The sequence below is a fragment of the Nocardioides eburneus genome (assembly GCF_040838215.1).
In the GTDB taxonomy this organism is placed as follows: domain Bacteria; phylum Actinomycetota; class Actinomycetes; order Propionibacteriales; family Nocardioidaceae; genus Nocardioides; species Nocardioides eburneus.
On sequence record NZ_JBFPJR010000016.1, the window covers coordinates 50,900 to 76,583 of the forward strand.

Annotated in this window: 21 protein-coding genes; 8 read left to right on the plus strand and 13 right to left on the minus strand. The window is 72.6% G+C overall.

Annotated elements, in window-relative coordinates:
- Nucleotides 1-77 precede the first annotated feature (77 nt).
- The 6 genes from AB3X52_RS10900 to AB3X52_RS10925 all read right to left on the minus strand — a co-directional run bounded on the left by AB3X52_RS10900 (nucleotide 78) and on the right by AB3X52_RS10925 (nucleotide 11,139).
- Entirely contained in the window at nucleotides 78-1,751 is a 1,674-nt protein-coding gene (locus tag AB3X52_RS10900) for a hypothetical protein (protein WP_367994095.1), read from the minus strand.
- 129 nt (nucleotides 1,752-1,880) lie between these two features.
- Complete coding sequence (locus tag AB3X52_RS10905; protein ID WP_367994096.1) at nucleotides 1,881-3,350, minus strand: flavin-containing monooxygenase; 1,470 nt, start codon at nucleotides 3,348-3,350, stop codon at nucleotides 1,881-1,883.
- Nucleotides 3,343-5,691, minus strand: coding sequence for a 7,8-didemethyl-8-hydroxy-5-deazariboflavin synthase CofG (gene cofG, locus AB3X52_RS10910; protein ID WP_367994097.1), 2,349 nt, complete (start codon nucleotides 5,689-5,691; stop codon nucleotides 3,343-3,345). Before cofG ends, AB3X52_RS10905 begins: the two co-directional genes overlap by 8 nt.
- A 120-nt stretch (nucleotides 5,692-5,811) precedes the next feature.
- A complete protein-coding gene (locus tag AB3X52_RS10915; RefSeq protein ID WP_367994098.1) occupies nucleotides 5,812-7,617 on the minus strand; it encodes an Ig-like domain-containing protein in 1,806 nt (601 codons plus the stop codon).
- A 190-nt stretch (nucleotides 7,618-7,807) separates the two neighbouring features.
- Nucleotides 7,808-9,949 carry an MMPL family transporter gene (locus AB3X52_RS10920; RefSeq protein WP_367994099.1) on the minus strand — a complete coding sequence of 714 codons (2,142 nt, stop codon included), beginning with the start codon at nucleotides 9,947-9,949 and terminating at the stop codon, nucleotides 7,808-7,810.
- A gap of 149 nt (nucleotides 9,950-10,098) precedes the next feature.
- Complete coding sequence (locus tag AB3X52_RS10925; RefSeq protein WP_367994100.1) at nucleotides 10,099-11,139, minus strand: LLM class F420-dependent oxidoreductase; 1,041 nt, start codon at nucleotides 11,137-11,139, stop codon at nucleotides 10,099-10,101.
- 58 nt (nucleotides 11,140-11,197) lie between these two features.
- On the opposite strand from AB3X52_RS10925, the gene fgd reads away from it, so the two are divergent.
- Nucleotides 11,198-12,211, plus strand: a complete 1,014-nt coding sequence (gene fgd, locus AB3X52_RS10930) for a glucose-6-phosphate dehydrogenase (coenzyme-F420) (RefSeq protein ID WP_367994124.1) — start codon at nucleotides 11,198-11,200, stop codon at nucleotides 12,209-12,211.
- A 47-nt stretch (nucleotides 12,212-12,258) separates the two neighbouring features.
- On the opposite strand, the gene AB3X52_RS10935 is transcribed toward fgd, so the two are convergent.
- Nucleotides 12,259-12,780 (minus strand): DUF6328 family protein, encoded by a 522-nt coding sequence (locus AB3X52_RS10935; RefSeq protein WP_367994101.1) that lies wholly within the window; start codon nucleotides 12,778-12,780, stop codon nucleotides 12,259-12,261.
- A 57-nt stretch (nucleotides 12,781-12,837) separates the two neighbouring features.
- On the opposite strand from AB3X52_RS10935, the gene AB3X52_RS10940 reads away from it, so the two are divergent.
- On the plus strand, nucleotides 12,838-13,563 hold the full coding sequence (locus AB3X52_RS10940; protein ID WP_367994102.1) for an acyltransferase: 726 nt from the start codon (nucleotides 12,838-12,840) through the stop codon (nucleotides 13,561-13,563).
- A gap of 40 nt (nucleotides 13,564-13,603) precedes the next feature.
- Here the strand turns inward: AB3X52_RS10940 and AB3X52_RS10945 are convergent, their stop codons facing one another.
- Nucleotides 13,604-14,134 (minus strand): YbaK/EbsC family protein, encoded by a 531-nt coding sequence (locus tag AB3X52_RS10945; protein ID WP_367994103.1) that lies wholly within the window; start codon nucleotides 14,132-14,134, stop codon nucleotides 13,604-13,606.
- A gap of 153 nt (nucleotides 14,135-14,287) precedes the next feature.
- Here AB3X52_RS10945 and AB3X52_RS10950 point away from each other — a divergent pair, with 153 nt between their 5' ends.
- Together AB3X52_RS10950 and AB3X52_RS10955 are read left to right on the plus strand one after the other, a co-directional pair.
- Nucleotides 14,288-15,181 (plus strand): glycerophosphodiester phosphodiesterase family protein, encoded by an 894-nt coding sequence (locus AB3X52_RS10950; RefSeq protein ID WP_367994104.1) that lies wholly within the window; start codon nucleotides 14,288-14,290, stop codon nucleotides 15,179-15,181.
- A gap of 54 nt (nucleotides 15,182-15,235) precedes the next feature.
- On the plus strand, nucleotides 15,236-15,838 hold the full coding sequence (locus tag AB3X52_RS10955) for a TetR/AcrR family transcriptional regulator (RefSeq protein WP_367994105.1): 603 nt from the start codon (nucleotides 15,236-15,238) through the stop codon (nucleotides 15,836-15,838).
- A gap of 27 nt (nucleotides 15,839-15,865) precedes the next feature.
- Here AB3X52_RS10955 and AB3X52_RS10960 read toward each other — a convergent pair whose 3' ends face one another.
- Nucleotides 15,866-16,180 (minus strand): hypothetical protein, encoded by a 315-nt coding sequence (locus AB3X52_RS10960; RefSeq protein ID WP_367994106.1) that lies wholly within the window; start codon nucleotides 16,178-16,180, stop codon nucleotides 15,866-15,868.
- Nucleotides 16,177-17,511, minus strand: a complete 1,335-nt coding sequence (locus AB3X52_RS10965; RefSeq protein ID WP_367994107.1) for a PspC domain-containing protein — start codon at nucleotides 17,509-17,511, stop codon at nucleotides 16,177-16,179. Before AB3X52_RS10965 ends, AB3X52_RS10960 begins: the two co-directional genes overlap by 4 nt.
- 145 nt (nucleotides 17,512-17,656) lie before the next feature.
- Between AB3X52_RS10965 and AB3X52_RS10970 the strand changes: the two genes are divergently transcribed.
- The 3 genes from AB3X52_RS10970 to AB3X52_RS10980 all read left to right on the plus strand — a co-directional run bounded on the left by AB3X52_RS10970 (nucleotide 17,657) and on the right by AB3X52_RS10980 (nucleotide 20,060).
- Nucleotides 17,657-18,970, plus strand: coding sequence for a PspC domain-containing protein (locus tag AB3X52_RS10970; protein WP_367994108.1), 1,314 nt, complete (start codon nucleotides 17,657-17,659; stop codon nucleotides 18,968-18,970).
- On the plus strand, nucleotides 18,963-19,619 hold the full coding sequence (locus tag AB3X52_RS10975; protein WP_367994109.1) for a LuxR C-terminal-related transcriptional regulator: 657 nt from the start codon (nucleotides 18,963-18,965) through the stop codon (nucleotides 19,617-19,619). The genes AB3X52_RS10970 and AB3X52_RS10975 overlap by 8 nt, the downstream gene beginning before the upstream one ends.
- 84 nt (nucleotides 19,620-19,703) lie before the next feature.
- Nucleotides 19,704-20,060, plus strand: a complete 357-nt coding sequence (locus AB3X52_RS10980; protein WP_367994110.1) for a hypothetical protein — start codon at nucleotides 19,704-19,706, stop codon at nucleotides 20,058-20,060.
- Nucleotides 20,061-20,136: 76 nt separating this feature from the next.
- Here AB3X52_RS10980 and AB3X52_RS10985 read toward each other — a convergent pair whose 3' ends face one another.
- On the minus strand, nucleotides 20,137-20,772 hold the full coding sequence (locus AB3X52_RS10985) for an NAD(P)-dependent oxidoreductase (protein WP_367994111.1): 636 nt from the start codon (nucleotides 20,770-20,772) through the stop codon (nucleotides 20,137-20,139).
- A gap of 120 nt (nucleotides 20,773-20,892) precedes the next feature.
- On the opposite strand from AB3X52_RS10985, the gene pcrA reads away from it, so the two are divergent.
- On the plus strand, nucleotides 20,893-23,313 hold the full coding sequence (gene pcrA, locus AB3X52_RS10990; RefSeq protein ID WP_367994112.1) for a DNA helicase PcrA: 2,421 nt from the start codon (nucleotides 20,893-20,895) through the stop codon (nucleotides 23,311-23,313).
- A gap of 121 nt (nucleotides 23,314-23,434) precedes the next feature.
- Here pcrA and AB3X52_RS10995 read toward each other — a convergent pair whose 3' ends face one another.
- Nucleotides 23,435-24,004: a maleylpyruvate isomerase family mycothiol-dependent enzyme gene (locus tag AB3X52_RS10995; RefSeq protein ID WP_367994113.1), complete on the minus strand. Its 570-nt coding sequence runs from the start codon at nucleotides 24,002-24,004 to the stop codon at nucleotides 23,435-23,437.
- A gap of 156 nt (nucleotides 24,005-24,160) precedes the next feature.
- Nucleotides 24,161-25,504, minus strand: a complete 1,344-nt coding sequence (locus AB3X52_RS11000; RefSeq protein WP_367994114.1) for a M23 family metallopeptidase — start codon at nucleotides 25,502-25,504, stop codon at nucleotides 24,161-24,163.
- Nucleotides 25,505-25,684 lie beyond the last annotated feature (180 nt).

Consider the following 25,684-nt stretch of genomic DNA (forward strand, 5'->3'; position numbering starts at 1 on the left):
GAGAAGAGCGCTGGGCGCGTCGCCGATGCCGGTTCAGGTGACCGGCAGGGCCGCCGGCGCCGCCCGGCCGTCGATGCTCACCGGAACCGCATGGTGGCGGAGTGCTTCCCGATCCTTGCCGTGATGGTGCCGTGCGGGGTGAAGTCGAAGTAGAACCCGTTGCCCACGCCGCGGCCGTCGGAGCTCGTGGTGAGCGTCTTGCGGCAGTGCGCCCCGCAGCTGAAGCCGCCGGTCGTGGTGTTGACGACCTTGAGCTGCGCGAAGGAGGCGAACCCCTCGACGTGCAGCGCATAGCTGAGGCATCCGGGCGCGGCGTCGCAGGTGGGCTGACGCTTCCACCAGATCCGCGGGGGCTTCGACGTGCCGCAGAGCTGCTTGCCGCTGCTCCGGGTGGTGCCCCAGCCGTAGGTCACGACGGTCTTGGCGTCGACGCAGGCGCGCTCGCCGCCCATCGACGTCCCCGCGGTGTAGGTCGTGGTGTCGGAGCCGTGTGCGGTGGCCTTCACCCCGACGCTGAGCTCGGCGACGCCGTTCTGGGCCGTCGGCTTCGTGAGCACGAAGTCCACGGCGCGGTAGCTCGGGCGGACCCGGCCGGTCGGCGCGGCCGGATCGGCGGCGTAGCAGTCGTCGAGCTTCTCGGCGGCCTCCTGGTTGTCGTGGAGCAGGCCGCGGTCGCGGGGCTTCAGATCGGTCTGCGCGAGCACGCCCGCCACCGGGCCGGTGCCGATGTCGGCCAGGCAGTCGGTCGTGGCGAGATGCCACTGTCGGCCGATCGCGGCGGTCCAGTCGTCGCTGCACTCGAGCAGGCCTTGGACGAACGCGCGCGCGTCGTCGGACTGCCAGGCGCCCGTGTAGCGCCACCCGTGGGCGGCCGCGTCGTCGGCCTCGATGAGCCCATGGTCGTCGAGCGTGCCGGATCGGCTGTGGTGGAGCAGCCTGGTGCTCGCACACGACACGTCGGAGGCGTCGGCCCAGGCGGGGGCGTCGACGGCCTCGGCGATGACGGCCGCGGCCGCCTTGTCCTTGCTGCTCAGCGGCCCGAACCCGAGCCGCCCGGTGAAGAAGCCCCAGGCGGAGAGGCTGCCGACGAGCACCAGCACGGCGGCCACCGCCACGAGGACCGGCCAGCGGCGCCGACGCGGCGGCTCGGCGTACGCCACCGGCAGGGTGCTGGTCGCGTAGAGCCCGCCGGGCGGCGGGGCCTGGACCGGTCGCGACCGCGACCACGGTGCGGCCGTCGGGCCGGGCGGCGGAGCGGTGGGTGGAACCGGCGGTGCCGGCGGTGTCTGAGGCGGTCGAGAGATCCGGGTGGGCTCGTACGCCGCCGGCTGCTGCTGGGCCTGCTGGGGCTTGTGGCGCTGCAGCGGCGACGGCGACCCGGGGAGCTGCGTCGGCGCCTCGGTGGGCGCGTCGACGCGCTGGAGCGCGGCCTCGAGCGCGCCCGTCCAGGACTGCACCGTCGTGGCTGGGACCGGCGGCGTGACGAGACAGACGGCCGGACCGGCCTCGGTGACGTCGAGGATCTGCAGGCCGAGCCCGCTGCCGCCGCGGGCGAGGGTCGCAGCCTCGCGGCTGAGCCGGTGGCGCAGGTCGGGCGGAACGGGCGAGCCCACGAGGACGACGGTCAGCCCGACCGGACGGTGGAGCGCGGTGTCCGTCGCGTCGTAGACCGCGACCCGGTCACGGTGGCCGCGCTGCTCCCCGAGCAGGTAGCGACCGAGTTGGTTCCCGGGAACGGGGAACGGCGTCATCGAATGTCCTTGCCTCCTCGGGGCCGCCTCCGACCCCGTCCGCGTGTGGTCCGTCTTGTTCCTACCGCAGCGTGCGCGCCGGAAACCTGCCGGCCTCGCCCGGTTCCTCTCCGGGGCACGAGATCCGGTTCAGCGCTCGTCGGCGGCTCGTCCGAACGCCGCCGGCTCGAAGGTGGCGTTGAGCCGCCGGAACTCGCTCGCACGCTCCGGCCAGAGCAGGACGATGCGGCCCGAGCGCGGGTCGAGGTACCAGCTCTCGCAGCCACCCCGGAGCCACACCGTGCGTGCCGCGAGCCGGTCGACGAGGTCGGTGTAGGCGGCCTCGGCGGCCGCCGAGACCTCGAGCGGGCGAGCGTCGCGGGCGAGGTGGTCGAGCGCGCCGAGGATGTAGTCGAGCTGGGCCTCGATGATCTCGATCGCCGAGTGGTGGCCCAGCGTGGCGTTCGGGCCGTCGACGATGAAGAGGTTGGGGAATCCGCTCACCACCGTCGAGGCGTGGCTGGTCATGCCGTCGCGCCAGTGCTCGGCGAGGGTCTCGCCGCGGCGGCCCACCACGAGCTCGGCGTAGGGCTGCCGGGCGGTCTCGAAGCCGGTCGCGAACACGAGCACGTCGAGGTCGTACGCCGCGCCGCTGGCCGCGGTCGCGCGCGAGCCCTCGACCCGGGCCAGCGCCGACGCCTCGAGCGTGACGTCGGGACGCTGCAGGGCCGGGAAGTAGTCGTCGCTGAAGACCGCGCGCTTGCATCCGATGTCGTACGTCGGCGTCAGAGCCTCCCGCAGCGCCGGGTCGTCGACCTGGTCGGCGAGGTGTCCGAGGGAGCGAGCGCGCAGCACCCGGGCGGCGTCCGAGCCCGCCAGCCTCGCCTCGAAGAGGCGTTCGGCCTCGGCAGCGAGCTCGGTCCGCGAGGGGCGCGGCTCTCCGGCGGCGTATGCGCGATCGCCACGGGGCAGGACCCACGCCGGCGTGCGCTGGAAGACGACCGTGTGCCGGGACTCCTGGGCGACGTGGGGGAGCAGCTGCACGGCGCTCGCTCCCGTGCCGACGACCCCGACCCGCAGACCGGTGAGCGGCTCCGGCTCCCAGCGGGCGGAGTGGAACGCCCGTCCGCTGAAGCCGGCCAGCCCGGGGACGTCGGGCAGCCGGGGCTGCGTCAGCCGACCGGCAGCAAGGACGAGGACGTCTGCCGTGAGCGGTCCTCGCGAGGTGACCAGACGCCAGCACCGAGCCGCGTCGTCCCAGGTGGCGGACTCCAGGGCCGTGCCGAGGCGCACGTGGGCAAGCACGCCCTCCTCGGCGGCCGCCTTGCGCAGGTAGTCGAGGATCTCGGGGCCCGGCGCGAAGACACGGGACCAGTCGTCCTTGGGGCGGAACGAATAGGAGTAGAGGTGGCTCGGGATGTCGCAGGCCACGCCGGGGTAGACGTTGTCGCGCCAGACGCCGCCGACCTCGTCGGCGCGCTCGAGCAGGAGGAAGTCGCTCGCGCCGGCGCGGCGCAGCCGGATGCCGAGGCCGAGCCCGGCGAGGCCGGCGCCGACGATCGCCACCCGGGTCCGTCCGTCGGCCGGGTGGCGGAGGGGACCCGCCGTCAGGTCAGTCATCCCGCGGCCCCTGCGGGTGGCCGTAGACGGTCGTGCGCTGGCGGACCGGGCGGCCCAACTCGCCCGCGAGCCGGGTGACGTCGGCGACGGTCAGCTGCCGACCGGCCTCCGGGCCGGCGGCCGGGTCGAGGACACCGTCGAGGAGGACACCGCCCAGGTCGTCGGCGCCTCCGGACAGCGCCAGCTGGGCGCCGCGCAGGCCGAGCTTCGTCCAGGCCGCCTGGACGTGGTCGAGGCGGCCGGCGAGGAGGAGCCGTGCGACCGCATGGACGGCCCGCGACTCGCGCAGCGACGGGCCCGGGCGCGCACCGGGGACCCTGACCGGTGACTCGAAGGGCAGCCACGGCATCACGATCAGCTCGGTGAAGCCGCCGGTCTCGTCCTGGATCCGCGCCAGGGTGCGCAGGTGGCGGACCTGGTCGACCGGCGACTCGATGTGGCCGTAGACCATCGTCGCGGTCGAGCGCAGGCCGACGCGGTGGGCCGCCCCGATCGCCTCGACCCAGGCGTCGGCCGGGATGTCGGTGCCGGCGGTCAGGGCGGCGCGGATCTCGTCGTCGAGGATGCGGGCGGCCGTGCCGGGCACGGTGTCGACGCCCGCCTCCTTCAGCCGCGGCAGCCACGCCGACAGCGGGAGCCCGGCGCGGGCCGCGCCGTCGCGGATCTCTGCCGGCCGGAACGCATGCAGGTGGACGCCGGGGGCGGCCGCCTTCACGGCGCGGGCGAACGCGAGGTAGCCCTCGGCGCCCTGCTCCACCGGGACCGGCCCTTGGGCGCAGATCTCCGTGGCACCGAGGTCGACCGCCTCCCGGACCAGGTCGGCGACGCGGTCGAGCGGCAGGCCCAGCGACGGGTCGAGGTTGCGGTTCACCGCATAGGTGACGGTCTCGCCCACGAGGTCGCGGCGTACGTCGTCGGCGAGCCGCGCCAGGGCGTCCAGCTCCGCTCCGTCGGCGTGGAGCAGCGCGACGTACTCGGCGTCCGACAGGCCGGCCGGGTCGGCCTCCGCCTTGGCGAGCAGGCGCGCGAACGGCCGGCCCGATGTCGCGGTGGGCGTCGCCGGCGAGGCCGGGTAGGCCCCAAGCCGGGCGTCGTCGCGGGCCAGTCCGTAGTCGTCCGCGAGGGCAAGGACACGGCCGAGGAGCCGGTCGTCGACCCAGCCGCCGCCCGCGCGTGCCTCGCGCAGGTAGTGGGGGTGTGTCGTGAGCCGCTCGCGCAGCTGGTAGCCGTCGCGCGCGGTGAGGCGGGCGAGCTCGTCGATCTGAGGCCACGGCCGCTCCGGGTTGACGTGGTCGGGCGTCAGCGGGCTGACGCCGCCCCAGTCGTCGATGCCGGCACGGACCAGCAGGGAGAGCTCGGTCGCGTCGGTGAGGTTGGGTGGGGCCTGGACGCGCAGGTCCGGGCCGAGGACCAGTCGGGTGACGGCCACGGCCGCGGCGTACTCCTGCGTCTCGAGGTCGGGCGCACCGAGCATCGCCGTCGCCGGCTTGGCGCGGAAGTTCTGGACGATCACCTCCTGCAGGTGGCCGTGCCGGGCCTGCACGTCGCGGAGCGCGAGCATGGCGTCGACCCGTTCGGCGTACGTCTCGCCGATGCCGAGGAGCACGCCGGTGGTGAACGGGATCCGCGAGCGGCCGGCGTCCTCCAGGACCTGCAGTCGCAGCGCCGGGTCCTTGTCGGGCGAGCCGAAGTGGGCCTCGCCGGGCTCCGTCCACAGCCGCGCGGAGGTGGTCTCGAGCATCATGCCCATCGACGGCGCGACCGGCTTGAGCCGCTGCAGCTCGACCCAGGACATGACGCCCGGGTTGAGGTGGGGCAGCAGGCCGGTCTCCTCGAGCACGAGCCGGGCCATGGCGCCGACGTAGTCGAGCGTCGAGGCGTAGCCGTGCTCGTCGAGCCAGTCGCGTGCGGCCTGCCACCGGTTCTCCGGCCGGTCGCCGAGGGTGAAGAGCGCCTCCTTGCAGCCCAGTGCCGCGCCCTGACGGGCGACGTCGAGGATGTCGTCGGGGGAGAGGTACGGCGCGAGCCCGGCCTTCGCCAGCTTGCCGGGGGTCTGCACGAACACGCAGTAGTGGCAGCGGTCCTGGCACAGGTGGGTGATCGGCAGGAACACCTTGCGGGAGTAGGTGATGACCCCCGGGCGTCCGGCCCGCGCCAGCCCTTCGTCGCGGACGCCGCCGGCGACCGCGAGCAGCCGGTCCAGCTGCTCCCCGCGGGCGTGGAGCAGTGTCTCGGCATCGGTGCGGTCGACCGGGTGCGGGGCCGTCTCCACACGCGCGAGCGCTTCATCGAGCGCCCGCTCGCTCACGACCGTGTCCGTCGAGGAGGAGGTGGCTGTCACCGGGTCAGGCTAACGAGTCCGTGGTCGCGCGCTCGGGGGCGCCCGTGACCGCATCGAGGCCGCTCGGCACGCGACGTGGCCGCCCGGCGGTGCCGGGCGGCCACGATCGGTGTCAGCGGATCAGTGCTTCTTGTGGGCCTTCTTGTGCTTGACCGGCTTGGGCGCCTTGACGACGACCATCTTGGTGATCGCCGACTTCGTGAGCGAGGCGTTGCCGGCGTACGTCGCGACCACGCGCCACGTCCCGGCCCGGTTGATCTTCCAGAAGTTCGCCGTGGCGCGACCGTTCCTCAGCGTCAGGGTGCGGGTCTGCATCACCCGGCCGTAGCGCTTGAGCTGGACCTTGACCTTGCCGCTCACGGCTCCACGGTGGGTGCTGTGGACCGCCACCGTGGCCGTCGGCTTCTGGTGGAGCCTGACGCCCCGGACCGACGAGGTGGTGCGGGTCGAGTCCTTGGTGATCCGCAGGGTCGACGCGGCCGAGGTGCTCGCCAGGTAGGTGTCGGTGTCGGTCGGCGCGAACGCGGCGGTCACGCGGTAGCTGCCCGGGGCCAGCGCGGGCAGGGTGTAGCTCGCGACCCCGTTCTTGACCGTGGCGTGGTAGGTGTGGCTCCCGACCTTGAACGTCACCGTGCCGGCCGGCGTGCCGTGCGTGCTCGACACGGTCGCCTTCGCGGTCGTCTTGATGCCGTACGCCGTCGAGCTGTGGTTGAGCCGCAGGGTGGTCGTCGTGGCCGCGACACCGACGCCGTACGACGTGGTGTCGGGGCCACTGGCGAGGTAGTTCCCGCTGCCGTCGTACGTCGCCGTCACGCTGTGCAGACCGGGCGTGCCGGTCGGCAGGGGGAGTGAGGCGGTGCCGTTCTGGAGCGGCACCGTTGTCTGCGTGTCGTCGACCGAGAACGTCACCGTGCCCGTCGGCGTGCTGCCCTCGCTGCTCTTCACCGTCGCGGTCGCGGTCGCCCCGGTGGCGTCGATGTCGACGGACGCCGGCGCGGTCACCTTCGTGGTCGTCTTCGTGTTGACGGTCAGCGGCTGCGACGCCGAGGCGCTGCTGCCGGCGTACGGGCCACCGGCGGCGGGCAGGTAGGTCGCCGTGATCTGGTGGTTGCCGAGCGTGAGGCCGGACAGGTGCGTCAGGGTCGCCTTCCCGTTGCTGCCCACGGTCACGGGGGCGCCGAGCTTGGCGGTGCCGTCGTAGAACTGCACCGTGCCGGCGATCGCGGGCCAGCTCGACGCAGCGCCGGGCGAGGCCACGGTGGCCGTCGCGCTCGGACCCGCGGCGGGGTAGGTCCAGGACGAGGCGCCGAGGGCGACTGCGGTCGTCGTCGGTGCGGTGACCAGCATGCTGTCGATGAGCGGGTTGCCGGCGATGGCCCCACAGGTGACGGGGTACGTCGTCGTTCCGCTCGCCGTCGTGACCTGGAACTCGAGGTCGATGCCGGCGGCCCTGATCTCGTAGGCTCCTGGAGCCTTCGGGCCGGGATCGACGTGGTTCGGCGCCGGGCTGCTGCCCGTGAACACCCACGAGGTGCCGTCCTGCTTCAGGGTGAAGGCGGGGTGTGTCGGCACCTGCGTCTGGCTGCTCCCGCTGACGTAGATCTCCTTCACGCCCAACCGGTTCGCGTCGGTGTCGTCCTGGGCGACGAGCTTGACCGCGGTGGGCGAGAGCGCCTTCACGGCGGCCATGACGCTTGCCGGCAGCGTGAGCTGCGTCGTGCTGGTGATGTCGAGCACGTCGCCGACCTTGGGTGCATCCGGCTCGACGCCGATGGTGATCACGACGGCCGTCGACTGCGCGCCGTCCACCAAGGAGCCGTAGGTGCAGCTGTAGTTCAGGGGGCCCGAGCCCGTGTCCTCCGCGGAGGCAGCCCCCGGGAGCAGAGCGATCGAGCCGGCTGCGAGCGCGGTGGCCGTGCCGGCCACCAGAGCGAGGCGGGACGTCCGGGTGGACGTTCGTCTGATGGAAGTTTTCACGGGTTTCCCCTCGTCGTCGGTACGGCCCCGAGCGGGGGCCCTCGGCGACGACTTTCACGGCGGGGAAAGCTCCGACGGCAGGATCTGCGCGGCTCTACCCCATGTGGGGGAGACGGCTACCCGATCTGGGGTACGCCCCTCAGGTCTCGGCGGTCTCGGCCGCCGCGGGGACGACGGCCGGCTCGTCGCCGCGGTCGAGCCGGCTCGGCCACCAGATCCGGCCACCGAGGTCGAGGTTGAGCGCGGTCACGAGGATGGCCCGGACGACCATGGTGTCGAGCATGACGCCGAGCGCGATCGCGGTGCCGATCTCGGCGAGGAAGACCAGCGGGATGGTGCCGAGCACGGCGAACGTCGCCGCCAGCACGAGCCCGGCCGAGGTGATCACACCACCGGTCGAGGCGAGCGCGATGAGCGATCCGCGGCGGGTGCCGACGTGATGGGTCTCCTCGCGCACCCGGCTCATCAGGAAGATGTTGTAGTCGATGCCGAGCGCGACCAGGAAGACGAAGACGAAGAGCGGATAGCCGGAGTCGGCCATGTCGAAGCCATAGACGTAGGTGAAGATCAGCGCCGAGATCCCCAGTGCCGCGCCGAACGAGAGGATGACGGTCAGGATCAGCAGCACCGGGGCGAGCAGCGCCCGGAGCAGCAGCATCAGGATGACCATGACGACCACGAGGACGATCGGGATGATCACCAGGTTGTCGCGGTGGGCCGCCCGCTCGGTGTCGAGGAAGAGCGCAGCCGAGCCGCCGACCTGGGCGTCGGCGCCCGCGATCCGGTGGACGGCATCGCGAGCCCGTTCCACCTGCGCGGCGGCGGCGTCGCTCGCCGGGTCGAGCGACTGGGCGACCTCGACGTACTTCACCCCTCCCTTCGCGGGTACGCCGGCGTCGACCGCTCCCAGGCCGGGGACGTCGCGCAGTGCGGCGACGACGGCGTCGGCGTGGTCGGCGTTCGCGACGACCTGGATGGGTGTCGAGGTGTCGGCGAGGTCGTGGGCGGCGAGCGTGCGCTGCCCGATGATCGAGTCGTAGTCCTTGGTGTACTGCTCGTCGTTCGGGATGTTGCCGGTGTGGAGCGTCAGCAGACCGAGGCACGCGACGCCGAGGACGACGGCCGTCGTGGCCCAGACCGCCCGTGGGCGCGGTGCGATCCGGCGCCCGATCCGGGCCCACAGGCCCGTTGTGGTGGGCTCCGGCGAGCCGTAGGTCGGCCGCTTCGGCCAGAACATCCAGCGGCCGGTGACGACGAGCAGCGCCGGAAGCAGCGTGAGCATCACGAGAAGGGTGACCACGACGCCGATCGCCATGATCGGGCCGAGCCCGGCGGTGGAGTTCATCTCCGCGACGAGCAGGCACAGCATGCCGACGGCCACCGTCGAGGCGCTCGCGATCACCGCGGGAGAGGCACGGTGGAGTGCGAACGCCATCGCCTCGTGCCGGTCCTCGTGGCGGCGCAGCTCCTCGCGGTAGCGCGCGACGAGCAGGAGCGCGTAGTCGGTCCCGGCCCCGATGACGAGCACGCTCAGGATCGCCTGGCTCTGGCCGTTGACCGTGAGGTCGGCGTACTTCGCCAGGAAGTAGATCACCGCCTCGGCCGTGAACAGCGCGACGACCGCGGAGAGGATCGGCAGGAGCCAGAGGATCGGGCTGCGGTAGGTGAAGAGCAGGATCACGATGACGACACCGAGGGCGGCGTAGAGCAGCGTGCCGTCGATGCCGGCGAACGCGTCCGCGGCGTCGGCCGCCTGGCCGCCCGGGCCGGCGAGATGGACGTCGGCGCCGTCGAGATGGGCGATGTCGCGGAGCTTGTCGGCGACCGGGGGCAGGTCGTTCCAGCCGTTGGCGCCGAAGTTGAAGGTCAGGACGGACGTCGCGACCTCGCCGTCCTTCGAGACCAGGCCGAGACGCTGCCCGGCGGCCTCGTCGGTCGGGGCGACGACCGGCGGCGTGCCCGGTGTCGACACCACGCCGTCGAGGGTGGCGAGCTCGGTCGCCTGCCGGTCGATCGCCCGGTAGTCGGCGGCGGTCAGGCCGCCCGCGCGGTGGTAGACCACCAGCGTCGGGATGTCGTCGGAGTCGGAGAAGGGAGCGAGCCGCTCGAGCGCCTGGGTCGACTCGGCGCTGTCGGGCAGCCACGAGGACGCCTCGTTGTTCTGGACGTCGGTCAGCTTCTGGGCGAACGTGCCGGCGACGACGAAGACCACGATCCAGGCCACCAGCACGATCCACTTCGTCACGCGCCCCGTCAGCGCGCCTGCGAGCCGTCTGTGCATGGTCTCCAGCGCACCACTCTTTACCCCCGACGGCATCGGGGTTTTCCCCTAGATCGGTCCCGCCCTACCTCAGAGGACCGTCCGGGTGGGCTCCGGGTCTGCTCCGCGGGCGGCCCGCCGTGAGCGGGCCGCCCGGATGGATCGCAGGGTCAGGAGATCCACCCCTTGACCTGGGCGATCGCCGCGGGGGCGTCCGTGCCGAAGGCGGGCGTCACCTGCAGGCTGGTCACGCCGGCCTCGGCGTACGCCGCGATCCGCTCCTTCACATAGCTCTCCGGGCCCACCAGGTTGGCGGCCTCGAGCCACGCGAGCGGGACCTTCGCCTCCGCGTCGCGCTTGCGGCCGTCGAGGTAGAGGTCCTGGATCTCCTTCGCCTCCGCCTCGAAGCCGTAGCTGACCGCCAGGTCGTTGTAGAAGTTCTTCCCGCGGGCGCCCATGCCGCCGACGTAGAGCGCATAGACGCCGCGCATCTGGTCGAGGTAGGCGCGGGCCTGGTCCGCGTCGTCGGTGACCGCCAGCAGACCGCCGGCCGCGATCTCGAGCGGGCGCAGGTCGGGGGAGCGCTTCGCTCGACCGGCGGCCAGCGCCTCGCCCCAGACCTGCGCGGCCTTCTCCGGGTGGAAGAGGAAGGGCAGCCAGCCGTCGGCGACCTCGGCGGTCATGGTGACGTTCTTGGCGCCGAGCGCCGCCACCCACAGCGGGACGTCCGCGCGCTCGGGGCGGTTGAGGAGCTTGAGCGGCTTGCCGAGGCCGGTGCCCTGGTCGGCAGGGAGGGGCAGCTTGTAGAGCCCGTCGCTCTCCAGGCGCTCGCCGCGCAGGCCGGCGCGGAGCAGGCCGATGATCTCGCGGGTGCGGGACAGCGGCTTGTCGTACGGCACGCCGTGGAAGCCCTCGATGACCTGGGGGCCGCTCGCGCCGAGGCCGATGATCGCGCGCCCTCCGGAGACGTTGTCGAGGCCGGCCGCGGTCTGCAGGAGAGCCCCCGGCGTACGGCTGTAGATGTTGAGGATGCCGGCGCCGAGCTCGACCGTCTCGGTCTTGGCGGCGAGGTAGCCGAGCAGGGAGACCGCGTCGAAGCCGTACGGCTCGGCCACCCAGATCTGGTCGAGACCGGCATTCTCGAGGCCGACCACCTGGTCGGCGGTCTCACGCGGGTTGCCGAAGTACGTCAAGGGCATGGAGAGCTTCATGAGCCGGAGGTTACCGCTCGGTCACCGGACCGGCGGTGGCCGCTCGTCGTCCGGTGGCATGATCGAAACCGTGACTGACATCAGGTTCGGCTACAAGGCCTCCAACGAGCAGTTCGCTCCCACCGAGCTCCTCGACTACGGCGTGCTCGCCGAGGAGTGCGGCTTCGACTCCGTCTTCGTCTCCGACCATCTCCAGCCCTGGCGTCACGACGGCGGCCACGCCCCGTTCGCGATGACCTGGCTCGGCGCCCTCGGCGCGCGCACCGAGCGGATCACCATGGGCACGTCGGTGCTCACCCCCACCTTCCGCTACCACCCGGCGATCGTCGCGCAGTCGTTCGCGACCCTGGGCTCGCTCTTCCCGGGACGCGTCATCCTCGGCATGGGCACGGGCGAGTCGATGAACGAGGTGCCGCTCGGCCTCGAGTGGCCCGACGGCAAGGAGCGGTTCGCCCGCTTCCGCGAGGCTGTGCGGATCATCAAGCGGCTGTGGAAGGAGGACCGGATCACCTTCGAGGGCGACTACTACAAGCTCGACCGGGCCACGATCTATGACAAGCCCGAGATCCCGGTGCCGATCTACCTCGCCGGCTCCGGCCCGGCCGCCACGAAGTACGCCGGTCGCTCGGGCGACGGCTATATCACCACCTCCGGCAAGGGTCGCGAGCTCTACGAGGACACGCTGCTGCCTGCCGTACGCACCGGGATCGAGCTGTCCGGTCGCAAGCCGGAGGACCTCGACATGATGATCGAGGTCAAGGTCTCCTTCGACCACGACCGCGACAAGGCGATGGAGGCGACCCGCTTCTGGGGGGCGCTCGGCCTCTCGGCCGAGCAGAAGCACTCCGTCGAGGACCCGGTCGAGATGCAGCGGCTCGCCGACGAGCTGCCGGTCGAGGCGACCGCCAAGCGGTTCATCGTCTCCACCGACCCCGACGAGCACGTCGCGCGGATCAAGGAATACCTCGACATGGGCTTCACCCACCTCGTCTTCCACGCGCCGGGCCCCGACCAGGCCACCTTCCTCAAGCTGTACGGCGAGGAGATCCTCCCCAAGCTGCGCGCGCTCTGAGCTGAGCCCGGGCCGACGCCGGCGGTCCGCGCGGACGCCGGCGTCGCCTACTCGGCGTCCGCGCGGTCGCGCGGCGGCGACATCAGCCGCCGGGGGAGGGCGAGGAGCAGGAGGGCCAGCAGCACGCCGAAGGCCACGCCCGCGACGATCGCGAGCGTCCGGTCGAGCACCATGTCGAACATCAGGACGCTGATCCCGACGATCAGCAGCGACAACGTGGTCAGCACGCCGCTCATCAAGCGTCGCGCGGTCCCGACGACCCGCTCCTTGATGTGCCGCCCGGAGAGGCGCTGGTGCACCCGGATCGCGGTCATGATGAGGACGGTCGTGAGCAGCGCGAGGACGACGAGCGCGAGGAAGAGCCCGCGCTGGGCGCCGTCGAGGTCGCGGAACCGCTGCTGGAAGGGCAGGGTGAGCAGGAACCCGGCCGTGAGCTGCGCCCCGGTCTGCATGACGCGCAGCTCCTGGAGCAGGTCGTCCCAGAGCCGGTCGAGGCGCTCCTCAGGCGTCTCGCGGCGGCCGTCTCCCTGACGTCGCGAGCCATCGTCCGCCGGGTCTGCCGAGTCCACCCCGCCAGTGTCGCGCCTCTGGTCGTCCATGGCGAGGCGCCGGTTAGATTGTCCGCCATGCCGTGGACCCGGGGTGACGCGCTCACCGATGCTCACCGCAGCCGTCTCGTCACCGCCGGTCTCGACCCGCAGGCGCTCGCCGGGCTGTCCTACCGCGCGGTGACAGGGCCGCTTCCGCAGTGGTGGCACGAGGGCGGCAACGCGCTCTACCTCCGCGACGGGTTCGACCTGCCCGCGCGGCTCGTCGAGCTGATGGTCACCTACCCGTTCCGCGACGCCCTCGTCGTCGTCGGCACCGACCTCGAGGCGCTCACCTGCCTGCTTCTCGGCGGCGACGGTGCGACCGTCTACGTCGGGCGCGACAGCCATCTCTCCGCCGGCGAGATCTACTGCGGCGGCGGCTCGGCGGTCATCCTGACCAGCGGCGTGGTCGGCACCTCCCGAGCCCAGGTCGACGCGCGCAACGGCGGCTCCGTCGTCGCCGACCACGACCAGCTCTGGGCGGCCGGGGTCTACATCGCGACCGACGACATGCACCGCCTCGAGGACGCCGCCACCGGCCAGCGGATCAACCCGTACGGCGCCCACATCCGCCTGCGCAGCCACGTCTGGCTGGGCCGCGACGCCGTCGTCACCGGCCACGTCGAGATCGGCGAGGGGGCCGTCGTCGGCATGCGCAGCCTGGTCCGCGGCCAGAAGGTGCCGCCCGGCACCGCCGTGGCCGGCACCCCCGCCCGGATCATCCGAGAGGGCGTCGTGTGGCGAGGTGAGGACACCCCCTGACGCTCGTGTGACACCCACCGTGCGCTCTGCACTCTGGATGTCACACGGGCAGGCCGAGTTGCTCGATGACCTCGGCCCCTGGGACCTCGGCGAGCAGGCGGCCGGGGAGCAGCAGCTTCGAGCGTCGCAGGCCGGAGCCGATCACGATGTCCGACTGCGTCAGCACCGACGCATCGACGAGGAGCCGCCACTGCTTGGGCAGCCCCACGGGGGTGATGCCGCCGTACTCCATCCCGGACTCCTCGGTCGCGCGCTCCATCGGGAGGAAGGACGCCTTCCTGACGTCGAGGAGACGCTTCACGAGGCGGTTGACGTCGGTGCGGAGGTCTGAGCGGACCACGCAGGCGGCGACGCGCTCCTCGCCGTCGCGGCGGCCGGAGACCACGACGCAGTTGGCCCCGGCGTCCGCCGGCCGGGCATAGGCGGCGTTGAACGCGGCGGTGTCGGCGAGGTCGGGATCGATCTCCGCCACGCTCACCTGGGTGGCCGCGGGCCACCCGGAGAGGGCGGCCGAGACGGGATCGGCGACGAGGTCAGGGCGGTCCAGGACGGGCAGGCGCAGCAGCTCCATGCGTCCAATGGTCACCCATGGTTCACGTCGTGCTGGCTGGGTGGTCGTCACCGGCCGACACCGTGGAGCCATGAGCGAGCGTCAGCGAGCGACCATCGAGCATCTCATGCGGCCGCGTCCGTATTCTGTCGTTGCCCTGACGGGGGTGGCCGCGTGAGCGAGCGTCAGCGAGCGACCATCGAGCATCTCATGCGGCCGCTGGTCATCGGGCACCGCGGTGCCCCCGGATACCTCCCCGAGCACTCCCTCGCCTCCTACCGCCTGGCGCTGCGCCAAGGCGCCGACGCCCTCGAGACCGATGTCGTGATGAGCAAGGACGGCGTCCTCGTGCTGCGTCATGAGAACGAGCTCAGCCGCACGACCGACATCGCCACCCGCCCCGAGTTCGCCGACCGGCGTACGACGAGGATCGTGGGGCGCAAGAAGCTCACCGGATGGTTCACCGAGGACTTCACCTACGAGGAGCTCTACGGGCTGGGGGCGCCGACGGTCGCCGACCGGATCATCACGCTCGACACGCTGCTCCTCCTCGTGGCCGAGGAGTCCGGGCGTCGGGGGCACCGCATCGGCCTCCACGTGGAGGTCAAGCATCCGTCGTACTTCGCCGGGCACGGTCTCCCGATGACCCGTCCGCTGCTGGAGACCCTGCGTGACCACGGGGTCGACCACCGCGGCTCGCGGGTGTGGATCCAGAGCTTCGAGGAGGACTTCGTCCGCCGGATCAGCCCGCTCACCGAGCTGCCGCTCGTCCAGTTGCTGGATCCCTCGTGGGGCCGGGTCGACTGCCACGCCATCGCGGCGTACGCCGACGCGATCGGTCCCAAGAAGTCGATGGTGCGCAAGAAGGGGCAGCCCGCGACCGGCCTGGTCGGGGACGCCCACCGGGCCGGTCTGAAGGTCTTCGTCTGGACGTTGCGCGCCGGGCGCGACCAGGCGACGCGGCTCTACGAGGCCGGCGTCGACGGGGTGTTCGCCGACTACCCGGACCGCTGTGTCGCGGCGCTGCGCGAGCTCGCCGTCGACCGCGGGATGGAGGAGACGGCCTGACGCCGGCTGTCCGAACCTCGTCCCCCGGGCGCCGACCCGGCATAGTGTGGAGGCATGCCAGTCACGACCGGCGACCGTGCCGTCCTCGACGCGGCCCGCGCGGTGCTGCTGCGCGATCCGAGGGCCTCGATGTCGGCGGTGGCACGCGAGGCGCGGATGGGGGTGGGCGGGCTCTATCGCCGCTACGCCAACAAGCAGGAGCTCTTCCGCGCGGTCTGCGACGACAACCTGCGCCGCTACATCGCGCTCGGCGAGGCCGCGCTCTCCGACGGCGAGGACCCGTGGGCCGCGCTCGGCGAGTTCCTCGGCCACGTCGTCGATGACGGCGTCCACCAGCTCACGCCGTGCCTGGCGGGGACGGTCGTCGTCGACGACGACCTGGCCGCGCTCGGTGAGCAGGCGAACGCCGTCACCGACCGCATCCTGCGTGCCGCGCGCGGCAGCGGCATGATGAGGCCCGACGTGAGTCGCGCCGACCTGACCCTGCTCGTGGAGCAGATCGGCAGCCTCGACCTCGGCTCCCCGGAGCGTACGGCGGCACTGCGCCGCCGCTATCTCTCGCTCATCCTCGACGGCCTGCGGGCCGGGGCGGCGTCGCGGCGCCTGCCCGGCCCGCCGCCGGAGGACGACGAGCTCTCGGCCCGCTGGGTGATCTGAGACCGGGCCGGGGATCGTCGCATCGCCTCAGCCGCGTCTGCGTCGTGCCCCGGCGACCAGCGCGACGCAGAGGCCGACGGCGCCGCCGAGGACCCACGGCACCGGCAGGAGGAACCGGATGTCGTCGCCCTCGACGACGTCGGTCTGCACCAGTCCCCAGATGGCCACGAAGGTCAGGAAGACCAGGCCCATCACGAGGTGGCCGATGTTGACCACGTGTCGCCCACCGCGCCGGTCGTCCCGGCTGGCGGGGCCGCCGGTCGGGGGAGGCGGGGGAGGTGGTGTGGCCGTGCCGTCCGTGCCCGGCAGTTCGGCGGTGGGGTCGTCGTCGTACGTGCTCATCGGGTGCTCCGTTCTCCGAGTCGGTCGCTGCGTGTGGCGTGGTCCTCGTCGACCACCTCGATCGACCCGACCGAGAGATCGGCGTCGATGGTGATCTCGGGCGCATCGCCGGCGGTGCCGGGGCGGACGTGGTCGAGGGTGTTGTCGATGCCGCCGCGGCCCTCGTCGAAGAGCCGGACGTTGCCGGGGCCGCCGACGTGGCCGTGGGCCTCGACGGTGAGCTCGTCGGGGACGATGACGCGGATGCGGCCCATGTCGCCGTCGAGGCGGAGGGTGCGACCGTCGAGGGCCTCGAGGTCGGCCACCGAGGTGAGGTCGAGCACCACCTCGCCGACGTTGAAGTCATAGTCGGCCGGGACCTGGGCGGCCGTCGCCGGATGCAGCGTCCGGTTGCTGTCGTGGAGGTCCCACTCGTGCGCTGCGGCGCTGCCGGCGAGGACGAGCGTGCCGATCAGACCGAGGGCGATGAGGCCGCCCGCGCGGCCCCACAGCGACCCGAGCACGAGCATCGCGCCGATCACGCCGAGGGCGAGGGCCGGATAGGCCGGACCGGCGATGTCCGCACCGGCGACGTCGACGACGCCGAGCAGCCCGTCGGCCAACGCGATCAGGCACAGCGTCGGCAGGAAGAGGAGCGGGCCGCGCCGGCGCGGGTCCGGCGGTCGCACCCAGGTCGGCGGCGGGACCGGGGCCGGCCCGGCGGGCGCGGGTCCATGAGCGGTCGCGTCCTTCGAGAGGTCGACCCGTCCGGCGTACGGCGCGGGCGCCACGGGGTCGGTCGGCCAGGGCGCGGCGGGCCTCGTGCCGCCGGGGTCGCCGGCCTGCTCCCCGGATCGGCCGAGCCTCGTCCACGCGCCCTCGCGGCGGGTGAGCAGGACGAGCACGACCAGGGCGACCACGATGAGCGGCCACGGGAGGTGGAAGCGTCCGACGGTGTCGCCGAGGATGGCGAGGAGGGCGATCCCGCCCGTGACGTAGAGGACGAGCGACCGGCCGCGTGGATCGACCTTGATGACCGCTTGCTCCCGGCCCTCCTCCGGCACGAACAGCCAGCCGACGGCGTAGAGCAGCAATCCCGCGCCGCCGAAGAAGACGAGCACGACCAGGCCCACCCGGACGATGATCGGGTCGATGTCGAGGTGGCGGGCGAGGCCGCCGGCGACGCCGGCGATGTGGCGGCCCTCGGGGCTGCCGTGGACCGTCCGCCGCAGGCGGGAGAGGTCACGCGCCTCCTCGGCGCTGACGTGAGGTCCGGACGGGCCGGGGGTGCCGGTGCCTCCCGGTCCGCCGCCCGAGCCGGGCGACGGGGGATCGGTCGGAGTGGTGGTCATGGTGTCCAGCGTGGCCGGTCCCCGCCGCCGCAACCATCGGGGACGCCCCTGATTCGCACCGTGGCGACCCCGAGACCGCGACCTGCTGGATCGGGGTGCTCCCGCATGGCCGCGCGCTCGGGCACGTGTGACGATGGTGGCGACGATGACGACCCCAGCCCCCACCCCTGTGACCCCGGCGCCCCACGCGGCGGCGGGGCCTCCACCGCGAGCGCCCCGACGAGCGTTCCGCGACACCGAGGCCTCGGTCATCGGCGGGGTGGCGGCCGGGATCGCCCGCCACCTCGATGTGCCGGCGCTCGCCGTGCGTGCGTTCTTCGTCCTCACCGCGGTCCTGGGCGGCCTCGGCGTCGCGCTGTACGCCGGCCTGTGGATCTTCCTCCCGGCCGCGACGCCGTTCGAGCGGTCCACGCCGGGGGCGGAGAGCGCGTCCCGGGGCGGTCGCCGACCGCCCCGGATCGGGAGGGTGATCGACAAGGGGCCGGCGATCGCGCTGGTTGTCCTTGGCTTCGGCGGGGTGCTCCTGCTGGAGTCGGCGATCGGCAGCTGGCTGCTCTTCTGGCCGGTGCTGCTCGGCGTGATCGGCGTCGCCCTGCTGTGGCGCCAGGCCGACGAGGCCCAGCGTGAGCGCTGGCTCGACACGACCGGACGGCTCGACCCGGTGCGGATGGTCTTCGGACGGGGCGGCTGGGCGTCGTATGCCCGGGTCGCCGCCGGCGTCGTCCTCGTCGTCGTCTCCTTCGGCCTCTTCACCCTGCGCGGCGGCTCGGCGGCCGATGCCCGCGACCTGACCGTCGCCTTCGTCGTCGGGATCGTCGGGATCGCGGTCGTCGTCGGGCCGTGGGCCTACCGGCTCGTCACCGACCTCGCGGCCGAGCGCGCCGAGCGGGTCCGGACCCAGGAGCGGGCGGACGTCGCCGCCCACCTGCACGACTCCGTGCTGCAGACGCTGGCGCTCATCCAGCGCAGCGCCGACGACCCGGCCACCGTCGCCCGGCTCGCCCGCGCCCAGGAGCGCGACCTGCGCAGCTGGCTCTACGACGACGTCGGCTCGCCCGACGAGACCTTCGCCGCCGCGTTGAAGGCGGCGCTCGCGGAGGTCGAGGACGACCACGGCGCCAGCGTGGACGTGGTGGTCGTGGGCGACGCGCCGCTCGACGCGACATCGGCACCGGTCGTGGCGGCGGCGCGGGAGGCGGTCACCAACGCCGCGAAGCATGCCGGAACCGGCCGGGTCGACGTCTACGCCGAGGTGGGACCGGACGCGATCGAGGTGTTCGTGCGGGACCGGGGCCGTGGGTTCGTCCTCGACGACGTCCCCGGCGATCGGCACGGCGTGAGGGACAGCATCATGGCGCGGATGGCGCGCCACGGCGGACGGGCCGAGGTGCGCTCGGCACCCGGCGAGGGGACCGAGGTGCGGCTGCGCCAGCCGCGGGAGGAGAGCAACGATGAGTGAGGCCCGGGTGGTGGTCGTCGACGACCACGCCATGTTCCGCAGCGGCGTTCGCGCCGAGCTCGCCGGCCAGCCCGGCGTGCAGGTCGTCGGCGAGGCCGAGGACGTCGACACCGCGGTGCGCGCGATCATGGAGCAGGCGCCCGACGTCGTACTCCTCGACGTGCACCTGCCCGGTGGTGGCGGCGTCGAGGTGATGCGGCGGGCGCCGAGCGTCGACGGGACGCCGCGCTACCTGGCGCTGTCGGTCAGCGACGCCGCCGAGGATGTCATCGGGACGATCCGCGGTGGAGCCCGCGGCTACGTCACCAAGACGATCACCGGCCCCGAGCTGGTCGCGGCGATCGTGCGCGTCGCCGACGGCGACGCGGTCTTCTCCCCACGCCTGGCGGGCTTCGTGCTCGACGCGTTCGCGGGGACGGGCCTCTCGGTCGACCTCGCGGACGTGGACGAGGACCTCGACCGGCTCACCGAGCGGGAGCGCGAGGTGATGCGGCTGATCGCACGCGGCTACTCCTACAAGGAGGTCGCGGGGGAGCTGTTCATCTCGATCAAGACGGTCGAGACCCACATGTCCAACGTCTTGCGCAAGCTCCAGCTCTCGTCGCGTCACGAGCTCACCCGGTGGGCCTCGGATCGACGGCTGCTCTGAGCCCGCCGGGCTGAGCCGTCGCGCTGAGCCAGCGGGGCAGCCCGTCGTACGACGCCCGGATCCCGGCCTCTAGGATCTGCGTCCATGACCACCGTGAAGTCGATCCTGCTCGTCATCCACCTGCTGGGCTTCGCGGCCCTGTTCGGCGGACTGCTGGTGCAGGCGAAGGAGCCGGTCAAGAAGGTCAACGGCCTGATGCGTGACGGCATCGGTACGGCGTTCGTCCTCGGCCTCGCGCTCTTCGGGATCGACTCCGCCCAGGACTCGCCGGGCGCGGCCTGGCACTGGAAGATGACGGTCAAGCTGGTCGTCGCGCTCATCATCCTGGTCCTGGTGATGATCAACCTCCGCAAGGAGCGCATCCCCAACGGCCTGTGGGGCGGCCTCCTCTTCCTCACCGTCGCCAACGTCTGCGTCGCCGCCATCTGGCACGCCCACTGAGGCCTGCCCGGGTGCACCACACCGGACCGGACGGCGCCGCCTGTCGCGGCGGCGCCGCCGAAGGCCGGAGCCCGGATCAGTAGGCGACCGAGATGTGCGCCCGGGGGTGCTCACCCTTCTCGATCTCGTCGATGATCGCCATGGCGAAGTCGGCGCCGGAGATGGTGGAGCCGCCCTCGTCGTCGAAGAGCGCCACCTCGCCACCGACCCGGAAGACGCCGGTCTTCTCGCCGGCCGCCCAAGCACCGTAGCCGCCCGCCGGGCTCACGAAGACCCAGTCGAGCTCCGCGGGAGCCGACGTCGCCAGCCACTCGCGGACGGCGTCCATCTCGGTCGCCTCCGCGCGGAACTGCTCGGGCACCTCGCCCTCGACGAACCGGGGCGCGCCGGCCTCGGGACGCAGCGAGGAGAAGCCGCCGACCGCGATGAAGCGGGCTCCGGCGGCGGCCGCCGCGGCGGCGTACGTCTGGTAGAGGCCGAGCACGGTGCCCGCGGTGTCGCCGCGGGGCGAGAGCGTCGCGACGACCGCGTCGGCGCCCGGGATGATCCGGGTCGCCTCCTCGGCGGGGCCGTGCTCGTAGGTCACGCCCGGTACGGGCTCGGCGGGAGCGTTGCGGCTCCAGGAGATGACGGTGTGGCCGCGGCCTGCGGCCTCGGTGGCGAGGTTGGTGCCGGTGTAGCCGGTCCCGCCGATGAGCGCGATCGTGGACATCTCGGACTCCTTCGTCTGAGTGGGGTCGGACAGGTGGATTCAACCGCGGACCGGCGCCGGCATTCCCGGGTGACCATCGGTTCCGGGTCTGTCGGTCTCGGAGCCTAGGCTGGTTCCGAGATGACTACGTCCGACCCCGCCGCCCTGTTCGCGCTCCCCGACGCGCCCCGACCTGCCCGCCGAGGCCCGAGCGCCGAGCAGCTGCTCGAGGGGCTCAACGAGCCGCAGCGGGCGGCGGTCGTCCACGAGGGCGCGCCGCTGCTCGTCGTCGCCGGCGCCGGCTCCGGCAAGACCCGCGTGCTCACCCGGCGGATCGCGTGGCTGATCAGCCAGCGCGGCGCCCATCCCGGCTCGATCCTGGCGATCACCTTCACGAACAAGGCCGCGGCCGAGATGAAGGAGCGAGTGGAGGATCTCGTCGGCCGGCGCGCCAGGATCATGTGGGTCTCGACCTTCCACTCCGCCTGCGTGCGCATCCTGCGCAAGGAGATCGACCGACTCGGGATCAAGTCGAGCTTCACGATCTACGACGCGCAGGACCAGAAGCGGCTCATGCAGCTGGTCCTCACCGACCTCGACCTCGACCCGAAGCGCTACCAGCCGGCCCAGGTGCTCAACTGGGTCTCGGACCAGAAGAACGAGCTGCGCGACGTCGACGAGGCCCGCAAGGACGCGCGCAACCAGCTCGAGGAGACCTTCGTCGCGGCCTATGCGGAATATCAGAAGCGACTGCGCCAGGCGAACGCGCTCGACTTCGACGACCTCATCATGACGACGGTCCACCTCTTCCAGGCCTTCCCGGAGGTGCGTGAGACCTATCGCCGGCGCTTCCGCCACGTTCTCGTGGACGAATATCAGGACACCAACCACGCGCAGTACGCGCTGGTCCACCAGCTCTGCGCGGAGCAGATGGACGACCCGGCGTACGACGACGGGCCGCGCAGCGAGCCCGCGGAGCTCATGGTGGTGGGTGACGCCGACCAGTCGATCTATGCCTTCCGCGGCGCCAACATCCGCAACATCCTCGACTTCGAGCAGGACTTCCCCAACGCCACCAGCATCCTGCTGGAGCAGAACTACCGCTCGACCCAGACGATCCTGACCGCCGCCAACACGGTGATCAAACACAACAAGGGCCGCAAGGAGAAGCGGCTGTGGAGCGACGCCGGCGACGGCGAGCGGATCGTCGGTTACGTCGCCGACGACGAGCATGACGAGGCCCGGTTCGTCTCCGACGAGATCGACAAGCTCGCCGACGAGGGCCGCAAGCCCTCCGAGGTCGCGGTCTTCTACCGCACCAACGCCCAGTCGCGCGTGTTCGAGGAGGTGTTCATCCGCACCGGTCAGCCCTACAAGGTCGTCGGTGGGGTCCGGTTCTACGAGCGGCGCGAGGTCCGCGACGCGCTGGCCTACCTCCGCATGCTCGCCAACCCCGACGACCAGGTCAGCCTGCGCCGGATCGTCAACACACCCAAGCGCGGCATCGGCGACCGGGCCATCGCCTGCGTCAACGCGCTCGCCGAGCGTGACCGGATCACGTTCTGGCAGGCGCTGCAGCGGGCCGACGGCGCGCCCGGCCTCGCCACCCGCAGCCTGGCCAACATCCGTGGCTTCGTCGCGCTCGTCGAGGAGTTGCAGCAGCTCGTCGAGGCGGGGGAGCGGCCCGACGTCATCCTCGAGACGACGCTCGACAAGTCGGGCTACCTCGCCTCCTTGGAGGAGTCCGACGACCCGCAGGATGCCACCCGGGTGGAGAACCTCGCCGAGCTCGTCGCGGTCGCGCGGGAGTTCTCCGACGACCCGGTGGCCGGACCGAGCGCCGACCCTGCCGATGTGGATGCCGGGACCGTGGCTCCCGGTCTCGACGACTTCCTCGAGCGGGTCGCGCTCGTCGCCGACTCCGATCAGATCCCCGAGGGCGAGGAGGGCGTCGTCACGCTCATGACGCTCCACACCGCCAAGGGGCTGGAGTTCCCGGTCGTCTTCCTCACCGGCCTGGAGGACGGCGTCTTCCCGCACGCCCGCGCCCTCGGCGACAGCACCGAGCTGGAGGAGGAGCGCCGTCTCGCGTACGTCGGCATCACCCGCGCCCGGGAGCGGCTCTTCCTCTCCCGGGCGGTCGTCCGGTCGGCCTGGGGCGCGCCGTCCCACAACCCCGCCAGCCGCTTCCTCGACGAGCTGCCGGTGGACCTGGTCGACTGGCGTCGTACGGAAGCGGCGATGGCGAGCTGGGGCCGTCCCAGCCTGGCTGGCGACCGCTGGTCCGCCGACCGCCCCGGTCAGCGGCTCGGCACGCCCACGGCGGCCGGCCGGCGCAACTTCTCCTCAGCCGCCCTTCGCGCCGACGCCGCCGCGAAGTCGAAGCCCGCGCGCGCCGTCCCCTCGCTCGAGCCGGGCGACCGCGTCACCCACGACACCTTCGGCCTCGGCACGGTCGTCTCCGTCGAGGGTGCGGGGGAGAAGGCCGTCGCCTCCATCGACTTCGGCTCCGAGGGCGTCAAGCGGCTGTTGCTCCGATACGCCCCCGTCGAGAAGCTCTGAGCGCCGCCCCAGCGCGCACTCCGCGGCGTTGTCGTCGCTCGGCGGTCGCTTCGCTCCCAGACCGCCTTCGCTCCTCCGCCTTGCGGGGGCCACGTCGTTCAGACCCGCACTGGGACGACGCTCAGTCCAAGGGCAGCAACGGTCGGCGGCCGAATGCGTCGAGCAGCCTGAGCTGCAGCGATGCCTCCGGTCGCAGCGTGCCGCTGGGGCCCTCGCCGTACGCGCCGAAGGCCAGCATCTCGTCCACATACGGTGCGACGAGCTCCCACAGAGCGCGTACGACCGCCGGGTCGAGGTTCTCATCGAGGCCGGCGCCGCGGCGCAGATCCCACGCATGGACGACCAGATCGACGAGCCGGAAGCGGAGGAACGCGGCCACCGGGATGTCTCCGTGGGGATGCGGCACCACGAAGCTCGGCGGTGCGGCGTCGAAGGCCGCCGCCTGCCTGGCGGCCGATTCACGTACGGCTGCGAGCGGCTCGCCGTCGAGCTGATCCCAGGCGATCGCGGCCCGAGCCTCGTCGCGCGGGACGCCGGCGAGGAGCAGCGCCGTGAAGTCGTTGCCGGTCACCACGTGCGCGACGAGCTCGCGCACGGTGACCTCCGAGGGCGTCGGGAGGTCCCACGAGTCTGCAGGCAGGCGGCGTACGGCGCGCTCGAACTCAGCCGAGGCGGTCCTGATCAGCTCCACCGCGACAGGCTACGCGAGCGCGAGTGGTCGTCCGCGGCGTGCGCAGGCGTGACCCGCGATCGAGTCGGTGCCCGATTTGATGCCGCACGAGGCACCACAACGCCGGACTCGAGGGACCACAACGCGGGACTCGAGGGACCAGAACCCTCGACTCGACTACTGGTTGGCGTCGGGGTCGATGCCGTGGGCCTTGAAGGCGGCGTCGGGGTCGACCGGGTCGCCGCCGCCGGGGCGGACCTCGATGTGGACGTGCGGACCGGTGACGTTGCCGGTCGCGCCGACGTAGCCGATGACCTGGCCCTCGGCGACGGTGTCGCCGACGGAGGTGCCGTACTGGCTCTGGTGGCAGTACCAGATCTCGGTGCCGTCGGGGAGGGTGACGATCGTGCGGTTGCCGTAGGCGCCGCCCCAGGCGGTCGAGGTCACGACGCCGCGGGCGACGGCGTGGATCGGGGTGCCGTACGGCGCGGCGAAGTCGAGCCCGGTGTGGACCGTCGCCCACAGGCCGCTGACGTCGCCGAAGCGGCCGGTGAGGTGGTAGACGCCGGGCATGATCGGCAGCCCCCACTGGTTCTTCTTGATGAACGCGTCCTGGTTCTCGGCCTTCGCGTCGAGCTCGGTGAGCGCCCGCGCGCGCTTGTCCGCGGCGGCCTGGGCGTCGGACGTGCCGCCACCGGTGCGGCCACCACCCCTGCTGACGGGCACGTCACGGTCGTGGCCGACCTTGCCGACCGCGCTGCTGCCGGTGAGGGCGCTGGCGCTGGTCACGCGGGTGTCGGGGGCGGTCGGGCTGCCGGCGTGGGCGGTCACGAGCGCACCGCCGACGGCGGCGGCGATCGCGCAGGCGCCGACGGCGGCCGGGAGCGACGGAAGGCTCTTGAAGACCGACCGGCGGTCCGGCGACCGGCGGCGGCCACCGCCCTTGCCCTCGACGGAGACCGCGGGGAGCGAGGTCGTCGTGTCGGCGGTCAGGTCGGCGGCGTACGTCGCCGCGACGCTGATCCGCGGGAGCTCGATCGTCATCGAGTCGGGGGAGAAGAGCGGCGCGGTGGCGGCCGTCTCCGCCTCCGGCTCGGTCAAGCGGGTCGGGTCGACGGGGGCCACAAAGCGGCGCGGCCCGGGGAGCGTCCAGGCGGACGGGCTCGGGTCGGCCGGACGCGGCGGCGTGACGGAGAGGCGGAAGACGGAGCCGTCGCGGGAGGCGTCGTGGGGCACGTGCTCGACCCGCGGGTGCGGCGCGGTGTCCTCGAGGTCCGGGTCGACCAGGGCGCGGAGCTCGCCGGTCGTGATGCGGGCGTCGTCGTCCTCGCGCTCGTGGTGGTCGCGGTCGAGGACGGGCTCGTGGAGCACCAGCCGGGTCGGGAGCGGACGGGCGACCCGCTCCTCGACCGGCAGCGCGCGGCGCTTGCCGACGTACGGCGCCTTCGCCGCCGTCTCGACCGCGGTCTCCCCGGCGGGGACCGCGCGGCGCTTTCCGACGTAGGGAGAGGGAGGGGTCACCGACAAGATGTCCGTGTCGACATCGGCTCGGTGGTTACCCATGTGTTCATAGCTCCGCTGCTCGGGGTTCAGACGGCGAGCCCCGACTGTAACGGACCGAACAGAGCCGTCAAGAATCGCCCGGCGGCGGTCTGCACCGGCCCCATGCCGCTCCCGCGGAGGGCGCCGTACGCGTGACCT